The organism is Brevundimonas sp. (assembly GCF_041648055.1).
Classification (GTDB): domain Bacteria; phylum Pseudomonadota; class Alphaproteobacteria; order Caulobacterales; family Caulobacteraceae; genus Brevundimonas.
Genome location: NZ_JBAZPS010000006.1, coordinates 1 through 18,695, shown reverse-complemented (window position 1 = coordinate 18,695; position 18,695 = coordinate 1). Strand labels below are relative to the sequence as shown.

Below are 18,695 nucleotides of genomic sequence, written 5' to 3'. Positions count from 1 at the left end.
AGACTGGTGCATAGAAAATGCGAAGGTTCTTGGAAGCGCAGCTAAACGGCCGTAGCCTTTGGACCATGATAGAATACGGGTTTGGAAGCTGGCGAACCTAGAAATATGCGAGCGATTTCGTCCCCGTTGTCCGCAAGCAATCGCTCTGCTTCTGGCAGCAGTTGCTTTACGGCGGCCTTGTAGTTTCCAAGCCCGATCTCGGAAAGATTTTCAGAGGGTTCTATTCTCTTGCACCGGTCTTTACCCACTAGAAGATATGTCTGGCCCAGTGCGTTCGCTGAAGAATAGTACATAAAGTTTTCTAGAAGGAAGCCACCAGAGAACAACCATGTCACTATGCCGCCAAACCACCTGTCTTGATTGCGAAGTTGTGGACGCTTAGCCCCTGTGCCTATCGATAGAATGTCAATATTATCTCTCGGAATATCGTAGCAAGACAATATGTCGGTCAACGCGACCATCGTAGGCGTATTGCCCCATATTCCACCGTCAATGAAATCGTGATCACCAATGTTGTGGATTGGAAGATAGGTCGGGGCCGCTGATGTCGCCATAGCAACATCAGTCATCGGAACCTTCCAATCCATTTTAAAGTCTGGGTGATGTGGAGTTTTGAATACGTTGATGTCCCCATGTCGACCCTCACACGAGGGTATAGATAAGCGACATTGCGCCTCGCCAACGATCTTGTTCTCCAGAGCAGCCAAAACAAGATCCCGAAGCGGAGCTGCATTGTAGGCGCTCCGTAACACGCCGAACTTCCTGTCTCGCGGAAAAATAATTCCGCCGTGATTCAGATAAAAACTGTGTATATCGGAGGCTGTAAGTCCATTTGCGAGGCCTAGTGCTATAATTCCGCCCGTCGATGTTCCCGAGATATAATCAAAGCAAGAAGCAATGCTTTTACCGTCTAGATAAGTTCTTTCCAGTCCAGCCAAGAGAGCGGTCGTGAAGAGCCCTTTGATGCCGCCGCCATCAAGGGCAAGGACCCGAAAGTTCCCTTCTCCTTCCCAATGTACAGGTCGGCGGCGTGTCGGAATGGCACCGTCGGATCTTCGGACGGGCGTTGCTTGTTGTCCTGAACCCATTTCTGGTGCTCCAAATCATATGGTTCCACGCCATCCGCAAACCATTCTCCAGTAACCAGCCAACCCTCATAGAACAGCAGCCACTCAGACAGCCAAGGCACTATTTTTCTTGCGATGAGTTGCGTGAAATCCCAGCCGCCTTCATCGGCTGGATAGTAGAGGCAGATTTCGCCGCCGTTGGGGGCATTCTTATTCTGATAGATGTGGGGAAGCTGGGCGCTGTCGGGATGAAGCTTGAGCGGAGTTATAACAGTGACGGCCAGTGCTGGAAGAATTCTTCCTATCGTGAGCTTGTGCGGCTTTATGTAACGAATCTGGACATCGTAGGCTTTCATCCGCGTCGCGAGAGGCCCGGTCCAGTAACAGGAAAATATCGTCTTCCCGCTCTCGGCAAGCTGCGGCCATAGCCTAGCCATTTCCCGGCTTTGCGAGCCTATCGACAGTATGACTGGATCCATTAGTCGCCAAAGTTGCGATGGATCGGACTTGGGACCGATTTGGTTTCTGGCGCTCGAGCGAAGGCGGAGCCCGCATAGGCGACGCCGGACCCAGCGGTGACGACAGACAAGCCATCACGGGTATGTCGGCCAGCTCGTACGAAGTACTCCTTGAGCGCCGCCTGTGTGGCCCGCTCTCCGAACAAATCGCCGAAAATGACTCTTAGAACATCGATATCGTCAGTGGTCTTGGCGATCTGCAACTGGGCGACGTAGTTGTTCAGATCCGCTCTAAACTCATCCTGGTTCTTTAGATCGTTGGGCCAGCGATCCGACAACACGTCGAGTTCGAATCGCGGGTTCCGGACGTCTACCAAATCGGCTGTAGCCGATGCATTCGAGAGAACCGTGGCAACGTGCGTAGCCTGGTGGACTAATTCGTCGATCAACGACGCGGTTTGTCCGGCCACGTCACCAACTAGCCTAGAGATCAGGACGGAGGGAGGGCGACGACTGTTCGGCTTCTTTGTGTGGTTCCGCTCAAGCCACCGCTTGAACAGCTGGAGGCCAACCACCGTGAGTGACTTTTCGAAGGTTTTTTGATGGGCAGGAACGGGCGTTATCTCTTCAGCGGCTTCTGCAATCAGGCCAGCGTCAGTCAGCGATTTCCTCAACATGACACGGCCAAACCACGGCTCCGCCGGAGTCTGGGCTTTAAACCAGTCGGCAAAACCCCACGGGTTGGCCCATACCAGATGCTGTTTATTCGGTTCGGTCGCCTTAGCATGGCAAATCTGGCCGCTGCGTTCTGGCAAAGCAGGGATCCGAAAAATCGGCGTGACGTCGAGGTGCATGTCCTCGTAATAAATCGTCACGCACCGCGTCTGCTGAACGACCTCGAAATCGTGGTATCGCGATCCCGGCAAACCCTTGATCGACTGGTATAGCATCTCCAGAGTCTCAAGTGGCGTAATGTCAGGCTGCAAGTCTGTCAGTTCGATCAAGAGATCGATGTCAAACAGGTCGTCCTGATCTTTGGATCGGATTGTTGTTCCCGCAGCCATTGATCCTTGCGGATAATAAGCGGCGATGTTCTTGGCGATCGGGCTTTCGTCCCGTTCTAGGTGGCGCATCACGGCTTCGTATTGCTGCACTGCTTTATCGTGCAGCGTCGGAGATAGCTGAATTTTCACAGCAATATCGACGAGGACCTCGTCGGCCATCGAGAGCTGCGGATTTATGGCTGCGTGGACGTTCACGGTGACCTCGTCATTAACCTTAGCTGTTAAATGGGTATGGCCGCGAAGTGATCAAGGCCGTCCGCATATCGGCTCAAAGAAGGCCAGAACAAAGCACGAACGCGTGCGGCTCGCAAGCCTTCGCCGCGCGGCGGTTAGCGCTACTCCCGCCCCCCATCCTCCCGCCCCTTCGCGCCCTTCGCCGACCCTTCCCGACCCTCGCGTGGCTGCGCCCTGAATTTTTATTCCCATCACGCCCGAACACGGGGTGTGTCGTCCCGACCCCCATCCTTTCAACACCTTGCGTCCCGCGCCGGTCACTCCGGACCCCTCTTTCCTGCCGTAGGAGCGGGCGGGGGCATAATCGCGGGGCCGGACATCAGGGGTCCGGCGGTCAGGTCGGGACGGAACGGATGACGGCACGGGACGGGAAGGGGGCGCAGCCGCTGGAGCGGGTGGCGGCGCGGATGGCCCAGGCGCAGAGCCTGCTGGACGGGATGCTGCGCCTGCAGAAGATGATGCAGGCCGGGGCACCGGGGAAGATACAGGATGTCCTGCTGGCCCGGCTGGAGCGGCAGGCCGCGCGGCTGCAGGCCGGGGTGCGGCGGCGATGAAGGCCCATCCGCGCACCACCTATGTGACCGCCGGGGCCGAGGCCTGGAGCCTGATCCGGGGGGCCTATCTGTCGGGCCTGTCGGCGCCCACGGTGGCGGCGCGGTTCGGGGTGTCGGTCTCGGCCCTGCGCAAGCGGGCCCGGCGCGAGGGCTGGACCAAGCTGCAATATGCCGCCACCCGCGCCCTGCCCGAGGCGGCGGCCCCGCTGCCCGCCGGTCAGGCCGCGCCGTCATCGGCCGGGCAGGGGGCCGCTCCGCCCACCTTGTCCGGCGGCCTGTCGGAGGATGAGGTGCTGGAGGCCCAGCTGCCCAACCCGACCATCCAGCCGGGGGCCCTGGCCCGCCGCGCCCTGGCCCATGCGGCCCAGGCCGTGCGCGACGGCCAGGGGCTGAACGCCGTGCGCCTGGCCCGCGCCGCCGCCGAAATCTCCCGCCTGGACCAGCTGCTGGAATGGAACGGCGACAGCGACGACGAGGGGCCGGACGCCGAGGCGCGGTTTCGCGGGCGTCAGGACATCATGCGCGTCTTCATCCGCGAACAGGCGCTGGACCTGGCCCGCCGCATGACCGACGGCCGCCCCCTGCCGCCCGCCTATGTCGAGCTGGAGGCCATGCTGGCCCGCAATGCCCGCCAACGCCGAACGGGATGCGTCGTGACAGGGTCCGGATGTGGAGACACTGTCCCCACAATCCCCTCTTCCGTTTTCGCCACGCCACGGAGACACCGGACCCTGAACGGGGCGCAAACGCCCGCCCAGCGGCCATGAAGAAGGGCGCGGCAGCCGTGGCCACCGCGCCCTTCTGTATCGTGGGTTTTGTCAGGCTTCAGAGAAGCTTGAGGTCCACCGCCGAGGTCTTGCCGCGCTGGTTTTCCAGCTCGTATTCGACCTTCTGGTTGTCATCCAGGCCTTGCAGGCCCGCCTTCTGGACCGCGGTGACGTGAACGAACACGTCAGAACCGCCGCCATCGGGCTGGATGAAGCCGTAGCCTTTGGTGGAGTTGAACCACTTGACCGTGCCGGTCGCCATGTCTGCGTCTCCGTGAACGCGCTTTGCCAGGCAGGTGTCCCTGCGGGATCACCCGTCAGCCCATCTGGAACCAGCTCGTTCGAAGAAGGAGCAAGCACGGGTTTGGACCCCGCGCGATATCCGGACTGCACCGACTTTCTCTCGCGCAAATCCAGGTCGGTCAACAGCAAAGCGAATCGGTTGGGCCCGAACAGGGTTACCGGATGGGTCAGCGGACCGCTCAACGCGGACGGGCACACAGGCTGTAGGATGCGCCGTCCAGATGCAGATGGTCCGCATGCGCCGCATTGTAGTCCGGCGTCAGAACCGTCGAGAACAGACGGCACGCCCCGTCCCTCAGCCGCGCCAGGAAGGGGGCGCCTTCGCCGCCCGCCGGACCCTGGCCCGACCAGTCGTCCAGCACGGTCACCTTGCTGCCGTCCGCCAGGGTCACGCCCGCCACGTCCAGCGCATTGGCCTTGGCATGCTCGCTGGGCCGGGCGCTGGCATCGGTCTGGCCATAGATGCGGCGGCACGAGTATGTGCCCATGCTGTCGACGCGGGCGACGTCCTGACCAAAGCTGGCCTGGGCCGCCGGCTGCAGCACCTGGCGGTCCCAGATGACGTATCGGACGGCCAGCGGGCACTGCATGACCAGGCCGCCGGGGCTTAAGGGGGTGACCGCCCCGCCCGTGATGCTGACCGCGCCGCGCACGACGCAGAAGCCGCCGTCGTCCCGGTCCGCCGCGCGCTCGACCGTGACGCCCGCGTCGCGCAGCACCTGCATACAGGCCTCGGTCTGGGCGGTGATCTGCTCCGGTGCGGCCGTGGGCGGCAGGTCCAGATCGGCGACCTTGCCTTGCGTCGCCTGGCCGATCGGCCGGTCCAGATCCAGCGGCTTCCACGGCAGGTCCTGGTGCGGCGCGAACGCATTCAGCAGGGCGAACAGGGCGCAGACCGCCAGGCCCGCCTCCCACATCAGGTTCCAGAAGTCGGCCAGATCACGCTTCATGCCCGCCCAGCGTGGCGGGTGCTGCGTTGCAGCGCAAGCGGAACCGTGGGGCTACGGCAGGCCGTTCAGCCTGACCATCAGATCCTGCACCGCCCGGCTGCCCGCGTCGTGGTCGTTGGACACGGCGATGACGGCCCTGTTCTGCTCAGGCCGGACCAGCACCCCGGCATGCCACATCGTGTTCGACCCCTCATGCCCCAGGACCCGCTGCGGCCCGTGACCCTGCACGATCCAGCCGCAAGCATAGCCGGGCGGCGGCCCCTCGGCCGGGGCGGTCAGGCGCGCGACGCTGTCCGCGCTGATCCAGCCACCGCCTTCGCTCAGGAACACCGCCAGGAAGCGCCCGTAGTCCGCCAGGGTCATATGCGCCGTTCCTGCGGGCCCCAGCGCCAGCGGGTTGTCCGCCCCGGGATTGGTCGGATCGATCGCCGCCCCGCGATGCCCCCAGGCATTGGGCGACGGCGGCGGCCCGAAGCCTGCGCTGGTCAGGCCGAGCGGCCCATAGACCTCGGCCCGCATGGCGTCCTCCCACGACGTGCCCGTGATGGCCTCGATCGCGGCCCCCAGGACGATGTAGTTGGCATTGCCATAGGCGAAGGTGCCGACGACCCCGCTGGGCGGCTTGGCAAAGGCCTGTTCGGCGATGCTGCGCCGCTGCTCCGGCAGGGACCTCGGATCGGCCCGCGCCGTCATCAGCCAGGCCCGTCCGACGACATCGGCGTCCATCAGTCCGGCGCGGTGGTGCATCAGGTCGAGCAGCCGGGTGTTGCTCCAGGCCGGATCAAGGGTCCGGTCGGGGAAGGCCTGGGCGACCGTCATCTCCCAGTCGGCGCGCCCCTGCTCGACCAGCCGTGCGAACAGGGCCGCCGTCATCGCCTTGGTGTTGGAGCCCAGGTGCCAGCGGTCATCAGCGGTGACCGGATCGCTGCCGCCTGCCTGCCGGACGCCGCGCACCGACGACCAGACCAGCCCCTCGCGCGAGACGATGGCCCCGGCCAGGGCGGGCGGCGAAGCGGTCGTGAAGGCGCCGTCCAGCGCGGCCTCTGCCGGGGCGAAGGCGTCGTCCGCGCGGGCGATGTGGGGCAGGGCGCACACGGCTGGCGTGGCGATCAGGCTGGTCAGGACGGCGCGGCGATGGGCAAACATGGGCTTCTTTCGGATTGGGCAACACAGGCTATCCAAGACGGGCGACGGACGCACCTGACAACGAAGACAGGATCAGCGGACGGTTGCCGTCCTGCCCGCAACGGCGCAGCATGCGGCCATGAGCAAGACATCGGACTATGAAGACGAACTGGTGCGGCTGCAGATCCAGCTGGTCGAAACCCAGGCCTGGACCATCGAACAGGGGATCAAGACCGTGATCGTGTTCGAGGGTCGCGACAGCGCGGGCAAGGACGGGGCGATCAAGCGGATCACCGAACACATGGCCCCGCGCCAGACCCGCGTCATCGCCCTGGCCAAGCCCAGCGAGCACGAACAGGGCCAGTGGTATTTCCAGCGCTACGTCCGGCACCTGCCGTCGGCGGGCGAGACCTATCTGTTCAACCGCTCTTGGTACAATCGCGGCGGGGTGGAGCCAGTGATGGGTTTCTGCACGCCGGAACAGCACACCCAGTTCCTCAAGGACGCGCCGCGCTTCGAGCGCATGCTGACCGACAGCGGCATCGTTCTGATCAAGCTCTGGCTGGACATCTCCAAGGCCGAACAGGCCGAGCGGCTGGAGGCGCGGGTCGAGGATCCGCTGAAACGGTTCAAGGTCTCGTCTCTGGACGCGGAGGCCCAGGACCGCTGGGACGCCTATTCCAAGGCCCGCGACCAGATGCTGGAAGCCACCCATTCGGGCCACGCGCCCTGGACGGTGATCGCCACGGACACCAAGAAACAGGCCCGGCTCAACATCATGCGCCACATCCTGCGCCGGCTGGGAGCCCCCGGCGTCAAGACGCCCAAGCCCGATCCCCACATCGTCTTCGACGCCGACCGCGCCGAGGGCCGCTTGGCCCCCTAGACCCCCAGCTCCGCCCGAAGGGCCTCCGCCGTCATGCCCCCGGCGCGCAGCTCGGCCAGGGTCATCGACCGGTCCCGCTTGGCATAGCGCCGTCCGTCTGGCCCGGTCAGCAGTCTGTGGTGGTGATAGACCGGCCTCGGCCAGTTCATCAGCGCCTGGATCAGCACCTGGATGTGCGTCGCCTCGAACAGGTCTTCGCCCCGCACGACATGGGTGACGCCCTGCAGGGCATCGTCATGGGTAACGGCCAGATGGTAGGCCGTGCCCGCATCCTTGCGGGCCAGTATGACGTCCCCGGCGGTTTCGGGCCGGGCCGGGATGCGGCCGCTCTCGCCGTTCGGACCCCGACCCTCCTCAACAAACGACAGGTCATTCCAGACGGCATCACCCAGTTCAGCCCGCGCCCGGTCCAGCGACAGCCGCCAGGCGAAGGCCAGACCCTGGTCCAGCATCGCCGCCTCCTCATCCGCAGGATGCGGGCCGGGCCGCGCGGCCTCTACCGCGCCGTGCGGGGCGTCGCCGATAGCGTCCAGCAGCGCCTTGCGGGTGCGAAAGCAGCGGTACAGGAGGCCTCTCTGGCGCAGCGCCTCGACGATGGCGGCATAGTCCGCCAGATGCTCCGACTGTCGGCGCACCGGCCTGGGCCACCCCAGCCCCAGCCAGCTCAAATCTTCCATGATGCCGGCGTCGTACTCCGCCCGGCACCGGGTCGGATCAATGTCCTCGATCCGCAGCAGCCACTGCCCGCCCGCCTCTTTTGCCAGCCGATGTCCCAGCAAAGCCGACCAGGCATGGCCCTTGTGCAGGCGGCCGGTCGGGGAGGGGGCGAAGCGGGTGACGAACATCCTGGCACGATAGCGGGAAGCGGACGCGGTAGAACCCCACATGGGCCCCTCACTTGCTCGCGCCGGGCGAGGACGTAAGGTCCAGCTCATGCCCACCCCACCAGGTTTCGCCGACATCGCCGCCGCCCGAGAGCAGCTTGCAGCCCTCGACCCCGCCCTGGCGCGCGCCCACGCCCAGACGCCGGTGTTCGAATGGCGGCTGCGGCCCGGCGGCTATGAGGGGCTGTTCCGCATGATCGTGGAGCAGCAGGTGTCGGTGGCGGCTGTGGCCTCGATCTGGAAGCGGGTGGTCGAGGGGCTGGACGGGGAGGTGACGCCCCAGGCGGTGCTGTCCCGCGACGTCGAGACGCTGCGCACCTTCGGCCTGTCGGGCCAGAAGGCGAAATACGGCCATGAGATCGCGCGCGCCCATGCCGACGGCCTGATTGACTTCGACCATCTGGAACGGTTGTCGGACGAGGAGGCGATCGCGCGGCTGACGGCCATCAAGGGGGTCGGCAAATGGACGGCCGAGACCTTCCTGATGTTCTGCGAAGGGCGTCTGGACGTGTTTCCCGGCGGTGACGTGGCCTTGCAGGAGGCGATGCGCTGGGCTGACGGGGCGACCCTGCGGCCGCGTGAGAAAGAGGCGTATGCCCGTGCCGAAATCTGGCGACCGCACCGCGGAGTTGCGGCGCATCTGCTGTGGGGATGGTATGGAGCGGTCAAGCGCGGCGAGGTCGCGCTGGAGGATGGTGCGTCTCTCGCGTAGGTGTATGCCGCGCATGAGCCGCTAGAGACGCAAGAATGAACCCGATCGTCGATCCCGGCCTGGCCAATCCCGAGACTGTGCTGGGCGCGCTGGATTTTGCGGGTGTGGCCGTCTTTGCTGCGACGGGGGCGCTGGCGGCGGCGCGCGAGAAGCATGACCTGGTCACCTTCGCCTTCTTCGGAGCCGTGACGGGCGTGGGCGGCGGCACGCTGCGCGACCTTCTGATCGGGGCCCCGGTCTTCTGGGTTCAGGACTGGCGCTATATCGCCGTCTGCCTGTTTGCCTCGGTGGCAGTCTGGCTGGTAGGCGCGCGGCCGTGGCGTTTCCGGGCTCTACTTTGGCTGGATGCGATCGGTCTGGCCGCCTATGGCGTCATGGGCGCGGCCAAGGCCGAGGCCTATATGGTCGCGCCGCTGATCTGCATCGTCATGGGGGCGCTGACCGCCTGTTTCGGCGGGATCGTGCGCGACCTGCTGGCAGGTCAGCCGTCCATCCTTCTGCGGAGAGAGATCACGATTTCGGCGGCCCTGGTCGGGGCAACCCTGTTTGTGGTTCTGCGTGTCGTGGGCCTGGACGCCTGGCCGGCCGCCCTTCTGGCCGCGCCGTGCTCGTTCGCCCTGCGCGCCGGGGCCCTGGCCTGGGGCTGGAGCCTGCCCGGCTTTCCCGGAAAGACCAACTGGGGCGGCTGAAGGGGCTGTCGCCAAACCGTCTCGCGCCCGTCACGACGCGATGATCGCCAAGGCGTCGAATCAGGTCTAGGCTTCGTCCATAGCCTGGGAAGGAGACCTGTCTTCAGTCCTCTCGCGTACATAAAACCCGCCCGATCCGCAGCCTCGACAAGGAGGCCGTGATGCAGGTCACCCATCGCCAGCTTTCCGGCTTTCCCGCCCTGGTGCTGAACGCGGACTTCCGGCCGCTGTCCTACTATCCGCTGTCGATCTGGCCGTGGGAGGAGGTCGTCAAGGCCGTCTATCAGGACCGCGTCGACGTCGTCTCCACCTATGACAAGGTCGTGCGCAGCCCCTCGATGGAAATCGTCCTGCCCAGCGTGATCGCGCTCAAGACCTATGTCGATCAGGACCGCCAGCCCGCTTTCACCCGCTTCAACGTCTTCCTGCGCGACGGCTTCACCTGCCAGTATTGCGGCGACACCGCCGAGTTGACCTTCGATCACGTGGTGCCGCGCTCGAAGGGCGGTCGCACGACCTGGGAAAACATCGTCGCCGCCTGCTCGCCCTGCAACCTGCGCAAGGGCGGCCGGACCCCCCAGCAGGCCGGCATGCCGATCCGCCGCGAGCCGCATCGCCCGAACGCCTGGCAGCTACAACAGCACGGCCGCCGCTTCCCGCCGCACTATCTGCACCAGAGCTGGCTGGACTATCTGTACTGGGACATCGAGCTGGAGCCATAATCGGTTGTGATCAGGCCAGCACGCGCAGATGCGTGGGGCTGGCTGCAATCGTGATTGTGTCGCCCACACACGGCGGTTCGCCAGACACATGCAGAGCGAGAGTCTGCATTCCCAACATAACGCGCACCATGTTGAACGCGCCGACGTCGCTCACCGACGTCACTCGTACAGCCTGGCCCTCCCCGGGCGTGGTCAGAGCCAGATCTGACGGACGCACGCCCATCCACGCTCTGCCTTCGGGCAAATCCGTGTCAGCGGTGCCGAGTACCGACGTGGCCATCCGGTGGCGAACCTCTGCCTCAATCAGATTGATGGGCCCCAGCAGTCTTGCCGCCGCGACAGAAGTGGGATGCCTGTAGAGGTCACGCGGTGTTCCCGTCTGAATAATCCGGCCGGCCTCCATGAGGGCCAGATCGTCGGCCATCACCATGGCGTCCTGGGCATCGTGAGTGACGACGATAGCTGAAGTGCCACTGTCGCGCAGGGCCTGTATCAAATCGTCGCGCACCTCGGCCCGCAAGTATCCATCCAGGCTGGAAAACGGCTCGTCCAGCAGAATGACCGCCGGATCGCGTGCAAGTGCACGTGCCAGTGCGACGCGCTGCTGTTCGCCGCCAGACAGGGTGTGAGGAAAGAGCCCGGCCTTATCCACCAGTCGCAGGCGCTCCAGCAGATCGACGACGAGGGCGTCGCGGTTGGGGCGGTCCTTTACGCCAAAGTTGATGTTTTGGGCGACGGTCAGATGAGGAAACAGGGCGAAGTCTTGAAACACCATGCCGACGCGGCGAGCTTCGGGAGGCGTGGTGCGACGGGGTGTGGATACCACCTCGCCGTCGATAGAAATGCTGCCGGAATCGATGTTTTCTAGGCCCGCGATGGCCCGTAGCAGAGTGCTCTTGCCCGAGCCGGAAGCGCCCAGCAGGCCCAGGATACGGCCGCGCGACAAGCTGAGGTCGGCACGATCAATCGCGAGCTTGCGTCCGTAGGCGCGGCTCATCCCCGTCACCGAGACGATGGCTTGATCAGTCGCCATTGGTATCTCCGGGGCGTGAGCGTGTGATCTTGCGGGTCAGCCAGATCACGGCGGGCAGGGTCAGGGCGATGATCATCAGGCTGGGCCATCCGGCATTGGGCAGGCGTTCGTCGCGCGCATAGTTGTCAGCGATCACAGCCAGGGTGTCGACGTTGAACGGCCTCAGGATCAGGGTGGCGGGCAGTTCCTTCACCACATCGATGAAGACGACGAGGGTGGCGGTCAGCAGGGCCCCGTAAGCGATGGGCAGTCGAACCGACAAGGCGGCCCCGATCTCGCCGCGCCCCAGGGTGCGGGCGGCGGCGACCATTGACGGGGTGACGCGGGTCAGGCCGGCCTCTATCGGCTCCAGAGCTGCCGCCATCAGCCGAGCGGCGTAGGCATAGATCAGCAGCATCAGCCCTACGCCCAGTCCGGACACTGCTCCCGGCACGCCCTGCCAGACAATCGATGCCGGAGCCAACAGGCCGATGGCCATGACCGCGCCGGGGGTCGCATAGCCCAGGCTGCTGATCCGGGCCGCGACTGGCATCCGCTCTGCACTCAAGGCCAGGCAGGTGGCCAGGACGACCGTGGTGATGGCTCCGCCCAGCGCAAGTCCCAAACTATGCGAGGCGGCGATGGCGAGGCGTCTGACATCGGGGTCGATGTCGATGGCGTTGACGGCCAACCAGCCGACAGGAAGAACCAGGCCGAGCGTCAGAAGGCCGGCGCAGAAGCCGAAGGCCAAAGCACCGCGGCCGGCGCTCAGCTGCGTTGGCTGGATCGGCCGCCAGCGGGCGCGAGCAACTTCGTCGGTGCGCCCCCTGCGGCTCAATCGCTCGAACCACAGCAGGACGGCGGCGGTGGCTAGCAGCGGCAGGGCCAGTCGGGCCGCAGATTCCAGCGAGCCGTAAACGAACCAGGATCGCACCACGCCGGTCGTCAGGGTCTGCACGCTGAGGAACTGTACCGCCCCATAATCGGCCAGGGTCTCCATCACGGCCAAAGCGACCCCCGCCGCCAGGGCCGGGCGCAGCAGCGGAAGGCCGACCCGCAACAGGGCCTGCGTCGGCGAACAGCCCAGACTGCGGGCCGCCTCGATGGCCTGGCTGGACTGGTTCACCAGCGCCGCCCGCACCGTCAGATAGACGTAGGGATAGAAGGCCATCGACAGCACGAAGGCGGCGCCGGGCAGGCTGCGGATCTGGGGGCCCCAGTCGATGCCGGGCACAGTTCGCATCCAGGTCCGCAGATCGCCCGCCACATCAAACAGGTCGGAATAGCCATAGGCCAGGGCAAAGGCAGGTGCGGCCAGGGGCAGGGCCAGGGCCCAGGCGAAGACAGACCTCCCCGGAAAGCGATGCATGACCACCAGCCATGCCGAAACCGATCCCAACACGGCGGTGGCCACGGCGACCATCAAGGCCAGGGCGACTGAGGTCAGGGCATAGCGGACCAGGTCCGAGGCGGCGATGTCGGCCCGCCCTTCTCCAAAGGCTGCGGCCACGACCCCGATCAGGGGAGCGATAGCCACAGCGGCGGCCAGCCAGGCCAGCAGCCGCAACAGAGAAGGCCCGCCGACGCGAAACGCGCGGCGGGCCGGGGTTGCCCGGACGGTGTCGGGACCTATCGCCAGCCCGCCGCGCTCATCAGGCTCTGGGCCTCGGCCTGGCGTGGCCCATAGATGGCGACCGACATCGGATGAGCCGTGAAGTCCGCATAGGCATTGGTCGGGGCCGGCACCGGTACGGCCGGGTTGCCCGGGAACTCGTTATTGCCCGCCGACACCGCCGTCTGCGCCTCGGGCGACGCAAGGAATTCCAGCAACCGCACGGCATTCTCGCGGTTCGGCGCATTGGCAGCGACGCCTCCGCCCGACACATTGATGTGCGCGCCCTGACCGGCCAGCGACGGGAACGACAGTTTGACCTTCTGGGTCACTGCCCGGTCGGCGGCATCTTCGCCATTGGCCATACGGATGTAATAGTAGCTGTTGGTCAGGGCGATCTCGCAGACACCAGCGTTGACGGCGCGGATCTGATCGCGGTCGCCGCCCTCGGGAGGACGGGCCATGTTGGCGACGACGCCCCGCGTCCATTCGGCAGTCCTTTCCGGACCCCATGCCTCGATCAAGGCACCGACCAGCGACAGGTTGTAGACGCTGTCGGCCGAGCGGACGCAAAGCTTGCCGCGGAAGCGCGGCGAGGCGATTTCCTCATAGGTGTCGATCTCGGCCGGCTGAACCTTGGTCGAGTCATAGGCTACGATCCGCGCGCGGCGGTTCAGACCAAACCAGCGGCCCTGCGGATCGCGCAGATTGGCCGGAATGGCGTCCGTCAGCACTTCAGAGGTCGTGGGCTGGAGCAGATTGGCGTTCTGTGCCCGCCACAGGGCCCCGGCATCGGCCGTAATGAAGACGTCGGCGGGGCTGGCAGAGCCCTCGCTGCCCATGCGGGCGATCAACTGGTCGGCATTGCCTTCGATGATATTGACCCGGATGCCTGTCTGTTCGGTGAACCGGTCATACAGGGCCCGGTCGGAGTCATAGTGACGCGCGGTGTACAGGTTGACGACACCGGCATCGGCCGCATCGGCCGCATCGGTTGCGGACGGTTCTCCCTGACCACAGGCGGATACGACCGCGGCGAGGGCGACGGGCAAAATGAATTTGGTTCGCATATGCATAAGCGAAGTCTTCCCTCCACGGCGCGGATGGTCAAGGGGCAGGCGGACGCGGTCCAGCGTCGCACCGTTTGCGGGGAACGCAGACTGACACGGAACACCGGTTAAACCGCCACGTTGACGCCGTGTCCGTACTCCTTCACTCGAGCCCTCATGAAAATCCGAGTCCGTGCCGAACTGGTCTATCGTTTCGATCCCCCGACGGATGCGATCTACAAGATTCAGGTGGCCCACTGGCCGGGGCAAAACATCCTTGAGGAGACGCTGACCACAACGCCGGAGGTCGAGTTCCAGCATGATCAGGACGACGAGTTCGGGGCGCGCACGTTGCGGGCGCATCTGCAGGGCGAAGTCGCGCTGGTCTATGAGGCGGTGGTCGACAACGGCACGCTGAAGGGCCTGCCGCCGGTGACGGTCCAGCACGACTGGAACGACCTGCCCGCCGAGGTCCTGCCCTATCTGAACCCCAGCCGCTATTGTCCGTCGGACCAGTTCGGACGGTTTGTGGAGCGGACGTTCGGCGGCACGGTCGGCGGCGACCGTGTTCTGAAGATCCTGAACTGGATCGCCGAGAACATCGACTACGAGCCCGGTGCCTCCGACAGTGAGACCACGGCGGCACGGACCTTCATCGACCGGGCGGGTGTGTGCCGCGACTTCACCCACATGGGCATCACCCTTTGCCGGGCCTCGGGCATTCCGGCGCGCGCGGTCAGCGCCTTTGCGCATCAGCTGAGCCCGCCGGACTTCCACGCCATCTTCGAGGTCTGGCTGTCCGATGGGTGGTGGCTGGTCGATCCGACGGGGCTGGCTCCCGTCGAGGGCCTTGTGCGGATCGCCTGCGGGCGCGACGCTGCCGACATCGCCTTCCTGACCACCCAGGGGTCGTGCCAGATGGTGCGGCAGTCTGTGACGGCCGAGGCAGTCTAGTTTCCGCCTGACGCCTTCCACGCCTCGATGAAGTCCAGGCGGCGCAGGACCTTGCTGTCCGGGTCGATCAGGATGTGGCTGGCTGCGCGGGCCTCGATGAAACCGCGGCCGCCGGGCATGGCCACGGTCGTGCGCCGGCCATCGATCTCGACCTCGACCGGCATGGGGAAGGGCTTGCCGTCGCCGGTAACCCATTCCAGCGCAAGCCCGCGCTCGTCACGGCTCTGGCGCAGGTCGGGCAGGGCGGCCTGATACAAATAGCCGTCGAAGAACCAGCCCAGATCCTGACCCGTCTCCTCGTTGATCAGGGCCAGAAACTCGCGTGTGGTGCCATAGCGGGGCTGGAACGCGCCAGGCTTCGGCGTCGCCGTGCCATAGACCAGCCGGGTCACGGCGCGAAAGAAGGCCTCGTCCCCGACCAGCATGCGCAGGGAATGCGAGATCAGCGAGCCCTTGTTGTACAGGTCCAGACCCGGCCCGGTGTCGCCCTCATAGACCTCGGCCACGGCGCGGTCGGTGCCGGAGACGACGGGGTAGCGGTTGATCAGGTCCCGCCGCTGCTGCAACAGGCTGGCCTGCATGAAGCGCTCGCCGTTCAGCCAGCGGTCGTAGAGCGGCTGCATATAGCTGCCCAGTCCTTCGTGCAGCCACATGTCGTCGGCGTTGCGGTTGGTCAGCTGATTGCCGAACCATTCATGGCTCAGCTCGTGATGCAGCAGCCAGTCGAAGCCGCGCCCGTCCAGCCGATAGCCGTTGCCATAGGCGTTGATGGTCTGGTGCTCCATGCCCAGATGCGGCGTCTCCACCACCCCCATCTTCTCGTCACCGAAGGGGTAGGGGCCGACGGTGGCCTCGAAGAAGTCCACCATGGGCGCGAACTGGTCGAACAGGACCTTCACCTTGGCCGGGTCGTCGCCGCGCAGATACCAGTAGGTCAGGGGGATGACGTTGCCGAACCGGCTGACGTAGTCGGTGGTCATCTCGTCATACGGCCCGATGTTCAGGGCGATGGCATAGGTGTTGGGGCTACGCGCGCTCCAGTTCCAGGTCGTGGTGCCGTCGCCGTTGTCGGTCTTGCCGACGAACCGCCCGTTCGACGGCGCGGCCAGATCGGACGGCACGGTGATGTGCAGGTCGACGCGGCCCGGCTCGGCCAGCGGATGGTCGATGCACGGCCAGAACAGGTCGCAGCCCTCGCCCTGAACCGCCGTGGCGATCCACGGCTGGCCATCGGGGGTCGTGGACCAGACGAAGCCGCCGTCCCAGGGCGCGCGGGGGGCGACGCGCGGCTGGCCCGCATAGGCGATGCGCAGGGAGGCGGTCTGGCCCGTCTGAAGCGTGCGACCCAGCGGCACGGTCATGCGGCCCTCGGGATTGGTCCAGGTGCCGGGCGCGATCTCCTGCCCGTGGACCTGGACGGAGGAGACGGCGAACCGTGTGTCCAGTTCGACCACCAGGGCCTCGACCGGCGACTGGGCCGTGAAGTCCAGCACGGCGACCGCGTCGATGGCCTTGTCCGCAGGGATGACCCTGATCGACAGATCGGCCTTGTCGAACCGGACCGCGACCTGTTCGGGCGCGCGGGGCTGGTCGGTGGCCAGGGTGAAGGCGGAGGATTCGACGGAGATGTCGGTGACGACAGGGGCGGGTGCGTCCTGGGCCGAGGCTGTGAGGGGGGCCGCGGTCAGGGCCAGGACGGAGACGGTGGCGACGGCGACACGGCGGAATACGGACACGAAGGGCTCCGGGACGGACAGGGGGATCAGCCTAGAGACACAGTCGGTGTGCGCAAGTGATCCATTCCTCCCCCGATGGGGGAGGAATACACACGCCAACGACTTACCCGGCTGGCCCGCCCTTGCCCCCACGCGCCTTGCGCTGGGCCGCAGTCGCGCGCCGGGCCCAGGCCTTGTCGATCTGTTCGCGCAGGCGGTCGTCGTCGGCCACGGCATAGCGGACCAGCACGGCGGGCCAGCCCTCGAAATGCGGGGTCTGGAAATAGGTCTGTGGCTCCGTCTCCATCAGCAGGGCCACGGTGTCGCGATCCAGCGCCAGGGCCAGGGCGTCGGGATCGGCATTGTCATTGACGATCCAGTGCCCCCGCACCCGCACGCACCGCCCGCCATGCAGGGTGGAGTCCTCCGCACCGGGCTGGCTCAGCGCATGGGCGAACATCTGGTCGCGGGTCATGAAGTGTCCTCGGGGCGAGGGGGCTGACTCATCTCAAATCCAGCAGCCCGCCATGGACATAACCGTGACCAAGGACCACAGGGCCGTCGGCGGACAGACAGCAATAGCAATGCCTGTAATGAAAAGACGATAGCCGCGAGCCTTCACGATTAGCCCGATGGCCGTGGCAACATTGGCCATGACCAGTAAGAGCGGCAAGCTGTTGATTGCACGCTCCGTGCAAGTTCCCGGTGGTAGGGTGAACAGAGACTGAAGCAGCAACAGGATAATAACTGGGGCAACAAGGGCCGTGACGAACCAGAGATACGGTCGTAGCATTGGTTCCCGCCATGGATAGGCCCACGCGGCGAGTGGCAGTCCGATCAGGGCTGGTGCGAGGAGTATGGCGAACGTCATCGCTAAACGGTGCCGTTTGCCGGCTCATTCGGCAAGGTCGGCTTCGGTGATCACGCCAACGTCTGTTCGTAGACTAAGGCCAGCTTCCCGAACCGGTCCATTGCAGACTCTGTGGCGTCAGATAGCCTGCCGAAATGAGAGCCGCGCTTCCCCTCATTCTTTCGACCGTCTTGGCCTTGGGGGCGTGCTCCGAAGAGGCGGGCACTAAAGCACCGCCTGCCTTCCCCAAGGCCGAACCTCGCCGTGCGTCCTGGTCGCCAACAGCCGTCAGAAGCCGTGGCTATGAAATGACGCCAGAGGAACTATCGGCCTGTGATCGGACAGGGGGCAAGGTCGAAGCGCGAGGGTTTGGCGGACGAGAGCACTGCGTCATCGCCTACCCCGATGCCGACAAATCCTGTTCCTCTAGCGACGAATGTGTTGGGGCTTGTCTGGCAGGGCCTCCCCCTAACGATCACCCGCCCGGACGTTGCCAGCGGGACAATGCGACGTATGGCTGCCGCTCCGAACTTCTCGCTGGACAGGCTCCGCAGACAGCCTGTTTGGACTAGGTCCGCATTCCAGCGCGAGGCCAAAGTCCGCTTTCAACCCGTTGGCGACCTCCCGAACGTCCGCTATTTGGGGCACATGTATGGACCCAAGCCTCTTGGTTACTGGACCGCCTCACGCTCGCAGGCCGCGTTCAAATACCTGACACCAGGAGCGCGTTACGAGGTAACTCAAGATTTCACCGACTACGATGCCAAGCTGCATCAGGTCGGTGAAACGTGGGCATTCCTCGGCCACACCTTCCTACCCCACGACGATGGCTTGAGCTTGTTCGTCTCGTTAGACGGCCAGTCCGAATGGCACATCAGGCTGCAATGGCGCGACGATGAACAAGGCCGTTTGATAGACAGCTTGGCCGACTACATTCGGACCGTGAGCTAGCGTCCGCTTTCCATCTGTGGACGCCCCCTTCAGCGCAAGAGTGAATCCGGGAGTTTTGACACGTAGTCGGATGCTGCCATCTGTCCGGCCTGTTGTGCGGCGGCGAACCGTCGCTGGCCTGTATGGGAGTTCGCGGA

20 protein-coding genes are annotated in these 18,695 nt (G+C 65.1%); 8 read left to right on the top strand and 12 right to left on the bottom strand.

Features of this window, described 5'->3' with window-relative positions:
- Window positions 1–41: 41 nt before the first annotated feature.
- From WC585_RS11990 to WC585_RS11980, 3 genes are all read right to left on the bottom strand, one after another.
- A complete protein-coding gene (locus tag WC585_RS11990) occupies window positions 42–938 on the bottom strand; it encodes a CBASS cGAMP-activated phospholipase (protein WP_373258208.1) in 897 nt (298 codons plus the stop codon).
- Window positions 911–1,423, bottom strand: coding sequence for a hypothetical protein (locus tag WC585_RS11985; RefSeq protein ID WP_373258207.1), 513 nt, complete (start codon window positions 1,421–1,423; stop codon window positions 911–913). Before WC585_RS11985 ends, WC585_RS11990 begins: the two co-directional genes overlap by 28 nt.
- Before the next feature lie 122 nt (window positions 1,424–1,545).
- Window positions 1,546–2,748, bottom strand: coding sequence for a nucleotidyltransferase (locus WC585_RS11980; RefSeq protein WP_373258206.1), 1,203 nt, complete (start codon window positions 2,746–2,748; stop codon window positions 1,546–1,548).
- Window positions 2,749–3,176: 428 nt separating this feature from the next.
- On the opposite strand from WC585_RS11980, the gene WC585_RS11975 reads away from it, so the two are divergent.
- Complete coding sequence (locus WC585_RS11975) at window positions 3,177–3,377, top strand: hypothetical protein (RefSeq protein WP_373258205.1); 201 nt, start codon at window positions 3,177–3,179, stop codon at window positions 3,375–3,377.
- Window positions 3,374–4,144 carry a hypothetical protein gene (locus tag WC585_RS11970; protein WP_373258204.1) on the top strand — a complete coding sequence of 257 codons (771 nt, stop codon included), beginning with the start codon at window positions 3,374–3,376 and terminating at the stop codon, window positions 4,142–4,144. The genes WC585_RS11975 and WC585_RS11970 overlap by 4 nt, the downstream gene beginning before the upstream one ends.
- Before the next feature lie 58 nt (window positions 4,145–4,202).
- Here the strand turns inward: WC585_RS11970 and WC585_RS11965 are convergent, their stop codons facing one another.
- From WC585_RS11965 to WC585_RS11955, 3 genes are all read right to left on the bottom strand, one after another.
- Window positions 4,203–4,406 (bottom strand): cold-shock protein, encoded by a 204-nt coding sequence (locus WC585_RS11965; protein ID WP_292171020.1) that lies wholly within the window; start codon window positions 4,404–4,406, stop codon window positions 4,203–4,205.
- Between the two features lie 220 nt (window positions 4,407–4,626).
- Window positions 4,627–5,397 carry an extensin family protein gene (locus tag WC585_RS11960; protein ID WP_373258203.1) on the bottom strand — a complete coding sequence of 257 codons (771 nt, stop codon included), beginning with the start codon at window positions 5,395–5,397 and terminating at the stop codon, window positions 4,627–4,629.
- 51 nt (window positions 5,398–5,448) lie between these two features.
- Window positions 5,449–6,543 (bottom strand): serine hydrolase domain-containing protein, encoded by a 1,095-nt coding sequence (locus tag WC585_RS11955; protein WP_373258202.1) that lies wholly within the window; start codon window positions 6,541–6,543, stop codon window positions 5,449–5,451.
- Between the two features lie 118 nt (window positions 6,544–6,661).
- Between WC585_RS11955 and ppk2 the strand changes: the two genes are divergently transcribed.
- Window positions 6,662–7,408 (top strand): polyphosphate kinase 2, encoded by a 747-nt coding sequence (gene ppk2, locus WC585_RS11950; protein WP_373258201.1) that lies wholly within the window; start codon window positions 6,662–6,664, stop codon window positions 7,406–7,408.
- Here ppk2 and gluQRS read toward each other — a convergent pair.
- Window positions 7,405–8,253, bottom strand: a complete 849-nt coding sequence (gluQRS, locus tag WC585_RS11945; protein ID WP_373258332.1) for a tRNA glutamyl-Q(34) synthetase GluQRS — start codon at window positions 8,251–8,253, stop codon at window positions 7,405–7,407. The genes ppk2 and gluQRS overlap by 4 nt on opposite strands.
- A gap of 88 nt (window positions 8,254–8,341) precedes the next feature.
- On the opposite strand from gluQRS, the gene WC585_RS11940 reads away from it, so the two are divergent.
- The 3 genes from WC585_RS11940 to WC585_RS11930 all read left to right on the top strand — a co-directional run bounded on the left by WC585_RS11940 (window position 8,342) and on the right by WC585_RS11930 (window position 10,415).
- A complete protein-coding gene (locus WC585_RS11940; protein WP_373258200.1) occupies window positions 8,342–9,004 on the top strand; it encodes a DNA-3-methyladenine glycosylase in 663 nt (220 codons plus the stop codon).
- Between the two features lie 35 nt (window positions 9,005–9,039).
- Complete coding sequence (locus WC585_RS11935) at window positions 9,040–9,693, top strand: trimeric intracellular cation channel family protein (RefSeq protein WP_373258199.1); 654 nt, start codon at window positions 9,040–9,042, stop codon at window positions 9,691–9,693.
- Between the two features lie 161 nt (window positions 9,694–9,854).
- On the top strand, window positions 9,855–10,415 hold the full coding sequence (locus WC585_RS11930) for an HNH endonuclease (protein WP_373258198.1): 561 nt from the start codon (window positions 9,855–9,857) through the stop codon (window positions 10,413–10,415).
- A 10-nt stretch (window positions 10,416–10,425) separates the two neighbouring features.
- Here the strand turns inward: WC585_RS11930 and WC585_RS11925 are convergent, their stop codons facing one another.
- The 3 genes from WC585_RS11925 to WC585_RS11915 all read right to left on the bottom strand — a co-directional run bounded on the left by WC585_RS11925 (window position 10,426) and on the right by WC585_RS11915 (window position 14,115).
- Entirely contained in the window at window positions 10,426–11,412 is a 987-nt protein-coding gene (locus WC585_RS11925; protein WP_373258197.1) for an ABC transporter ATP-binding protein, read from the bottom strand.
- 25 nt (window positions 11,413–11,437) lie between these two features.
- Window positions 11,438–12,994: an ABC transporter permease gene (locus WC585_RS11920; protein ID WP_373258196.1), complete on the bottom strand. Its 1,557-nt coding sequence runs from the start codon at window positions 12,992–12,994 to the stop codon at window positions 11,438–11,440.
- A gap of 62 nt (window positions 12,995–13,056) precedes the next feature.
- Entirely contained in the window at window positions 13,057–14,115 is a 1,059-nt protein-coding gene (locus WC585_RS11915; RefSeq protein WP_373258195.1) for an extracellular solute-binding protein, read from the bottom strand.
- 150 nt (window positions 14,116–14,265) lie between these two features.
- On the opposite strand from WC585_RS11915, the gene WC585_RS11910 reads away from it, so the two are divergent.
- Window positions 14,266–15,042, top strand: a complete 777-nt coding sequence (locus tag WC585_RS11910) for a transglutaminase family protein (RefSeq protein WP_373258194.1) — start codon at window positions 14,266–14,268, stop codon at window positions 15,040–15,042.
- Here the strand turns inward: WC585_RS11910 and WC585_RS11905 are convergent.
- Both WC585_RS11905 and WC585_RS11900 read right to left on the bottom strand, forming a co-directional pair.
- A complete protein-coding gene (locus WC585_RS11905; protein WP_373258193.1) occupies window positions 15,039–16,778 on the bottom strand; it encodes a M1 family metallopeptidase in 1,740 nt (579 codons plus the stop codon). The genes WC585_RS11910 and WC585_RS11905 overlap by 4 nt on opposite strands.
- A gap of 103 nt (window positions 16,779–16,881) precedes the next feature.
- Window positions 16,882–17,232: an MmcQ/YjbR family DNA-binding protein gene (locus tag WC585_RS11900; RefSeq protein WP_373258192.1), complete on the bottom strand. Its 351-nt coding sequence runs from the start codon at window positions 17,230–17,232 to the stop codon at window positions 16,882–16,884.
- Between the two features lie 888 nt (window positions 17,233–18,120).
- Here WC585_RS11900 and WC585_RS11895 point away from each other — a divergent pair.
- Window positions 18,121–18,558 (top strand): DUF3601 domain-containing protein, encoded by a 438-nt coding sequence (locus WC585_RS11895; protein ID WP_373258191.1) that lies wholly within the window; start codon window positions 18,121–18,123, stop codon window positions 18,556–18,558.
- Window positions 18,559–18,695: the final 137 nt, after the last annotated feature.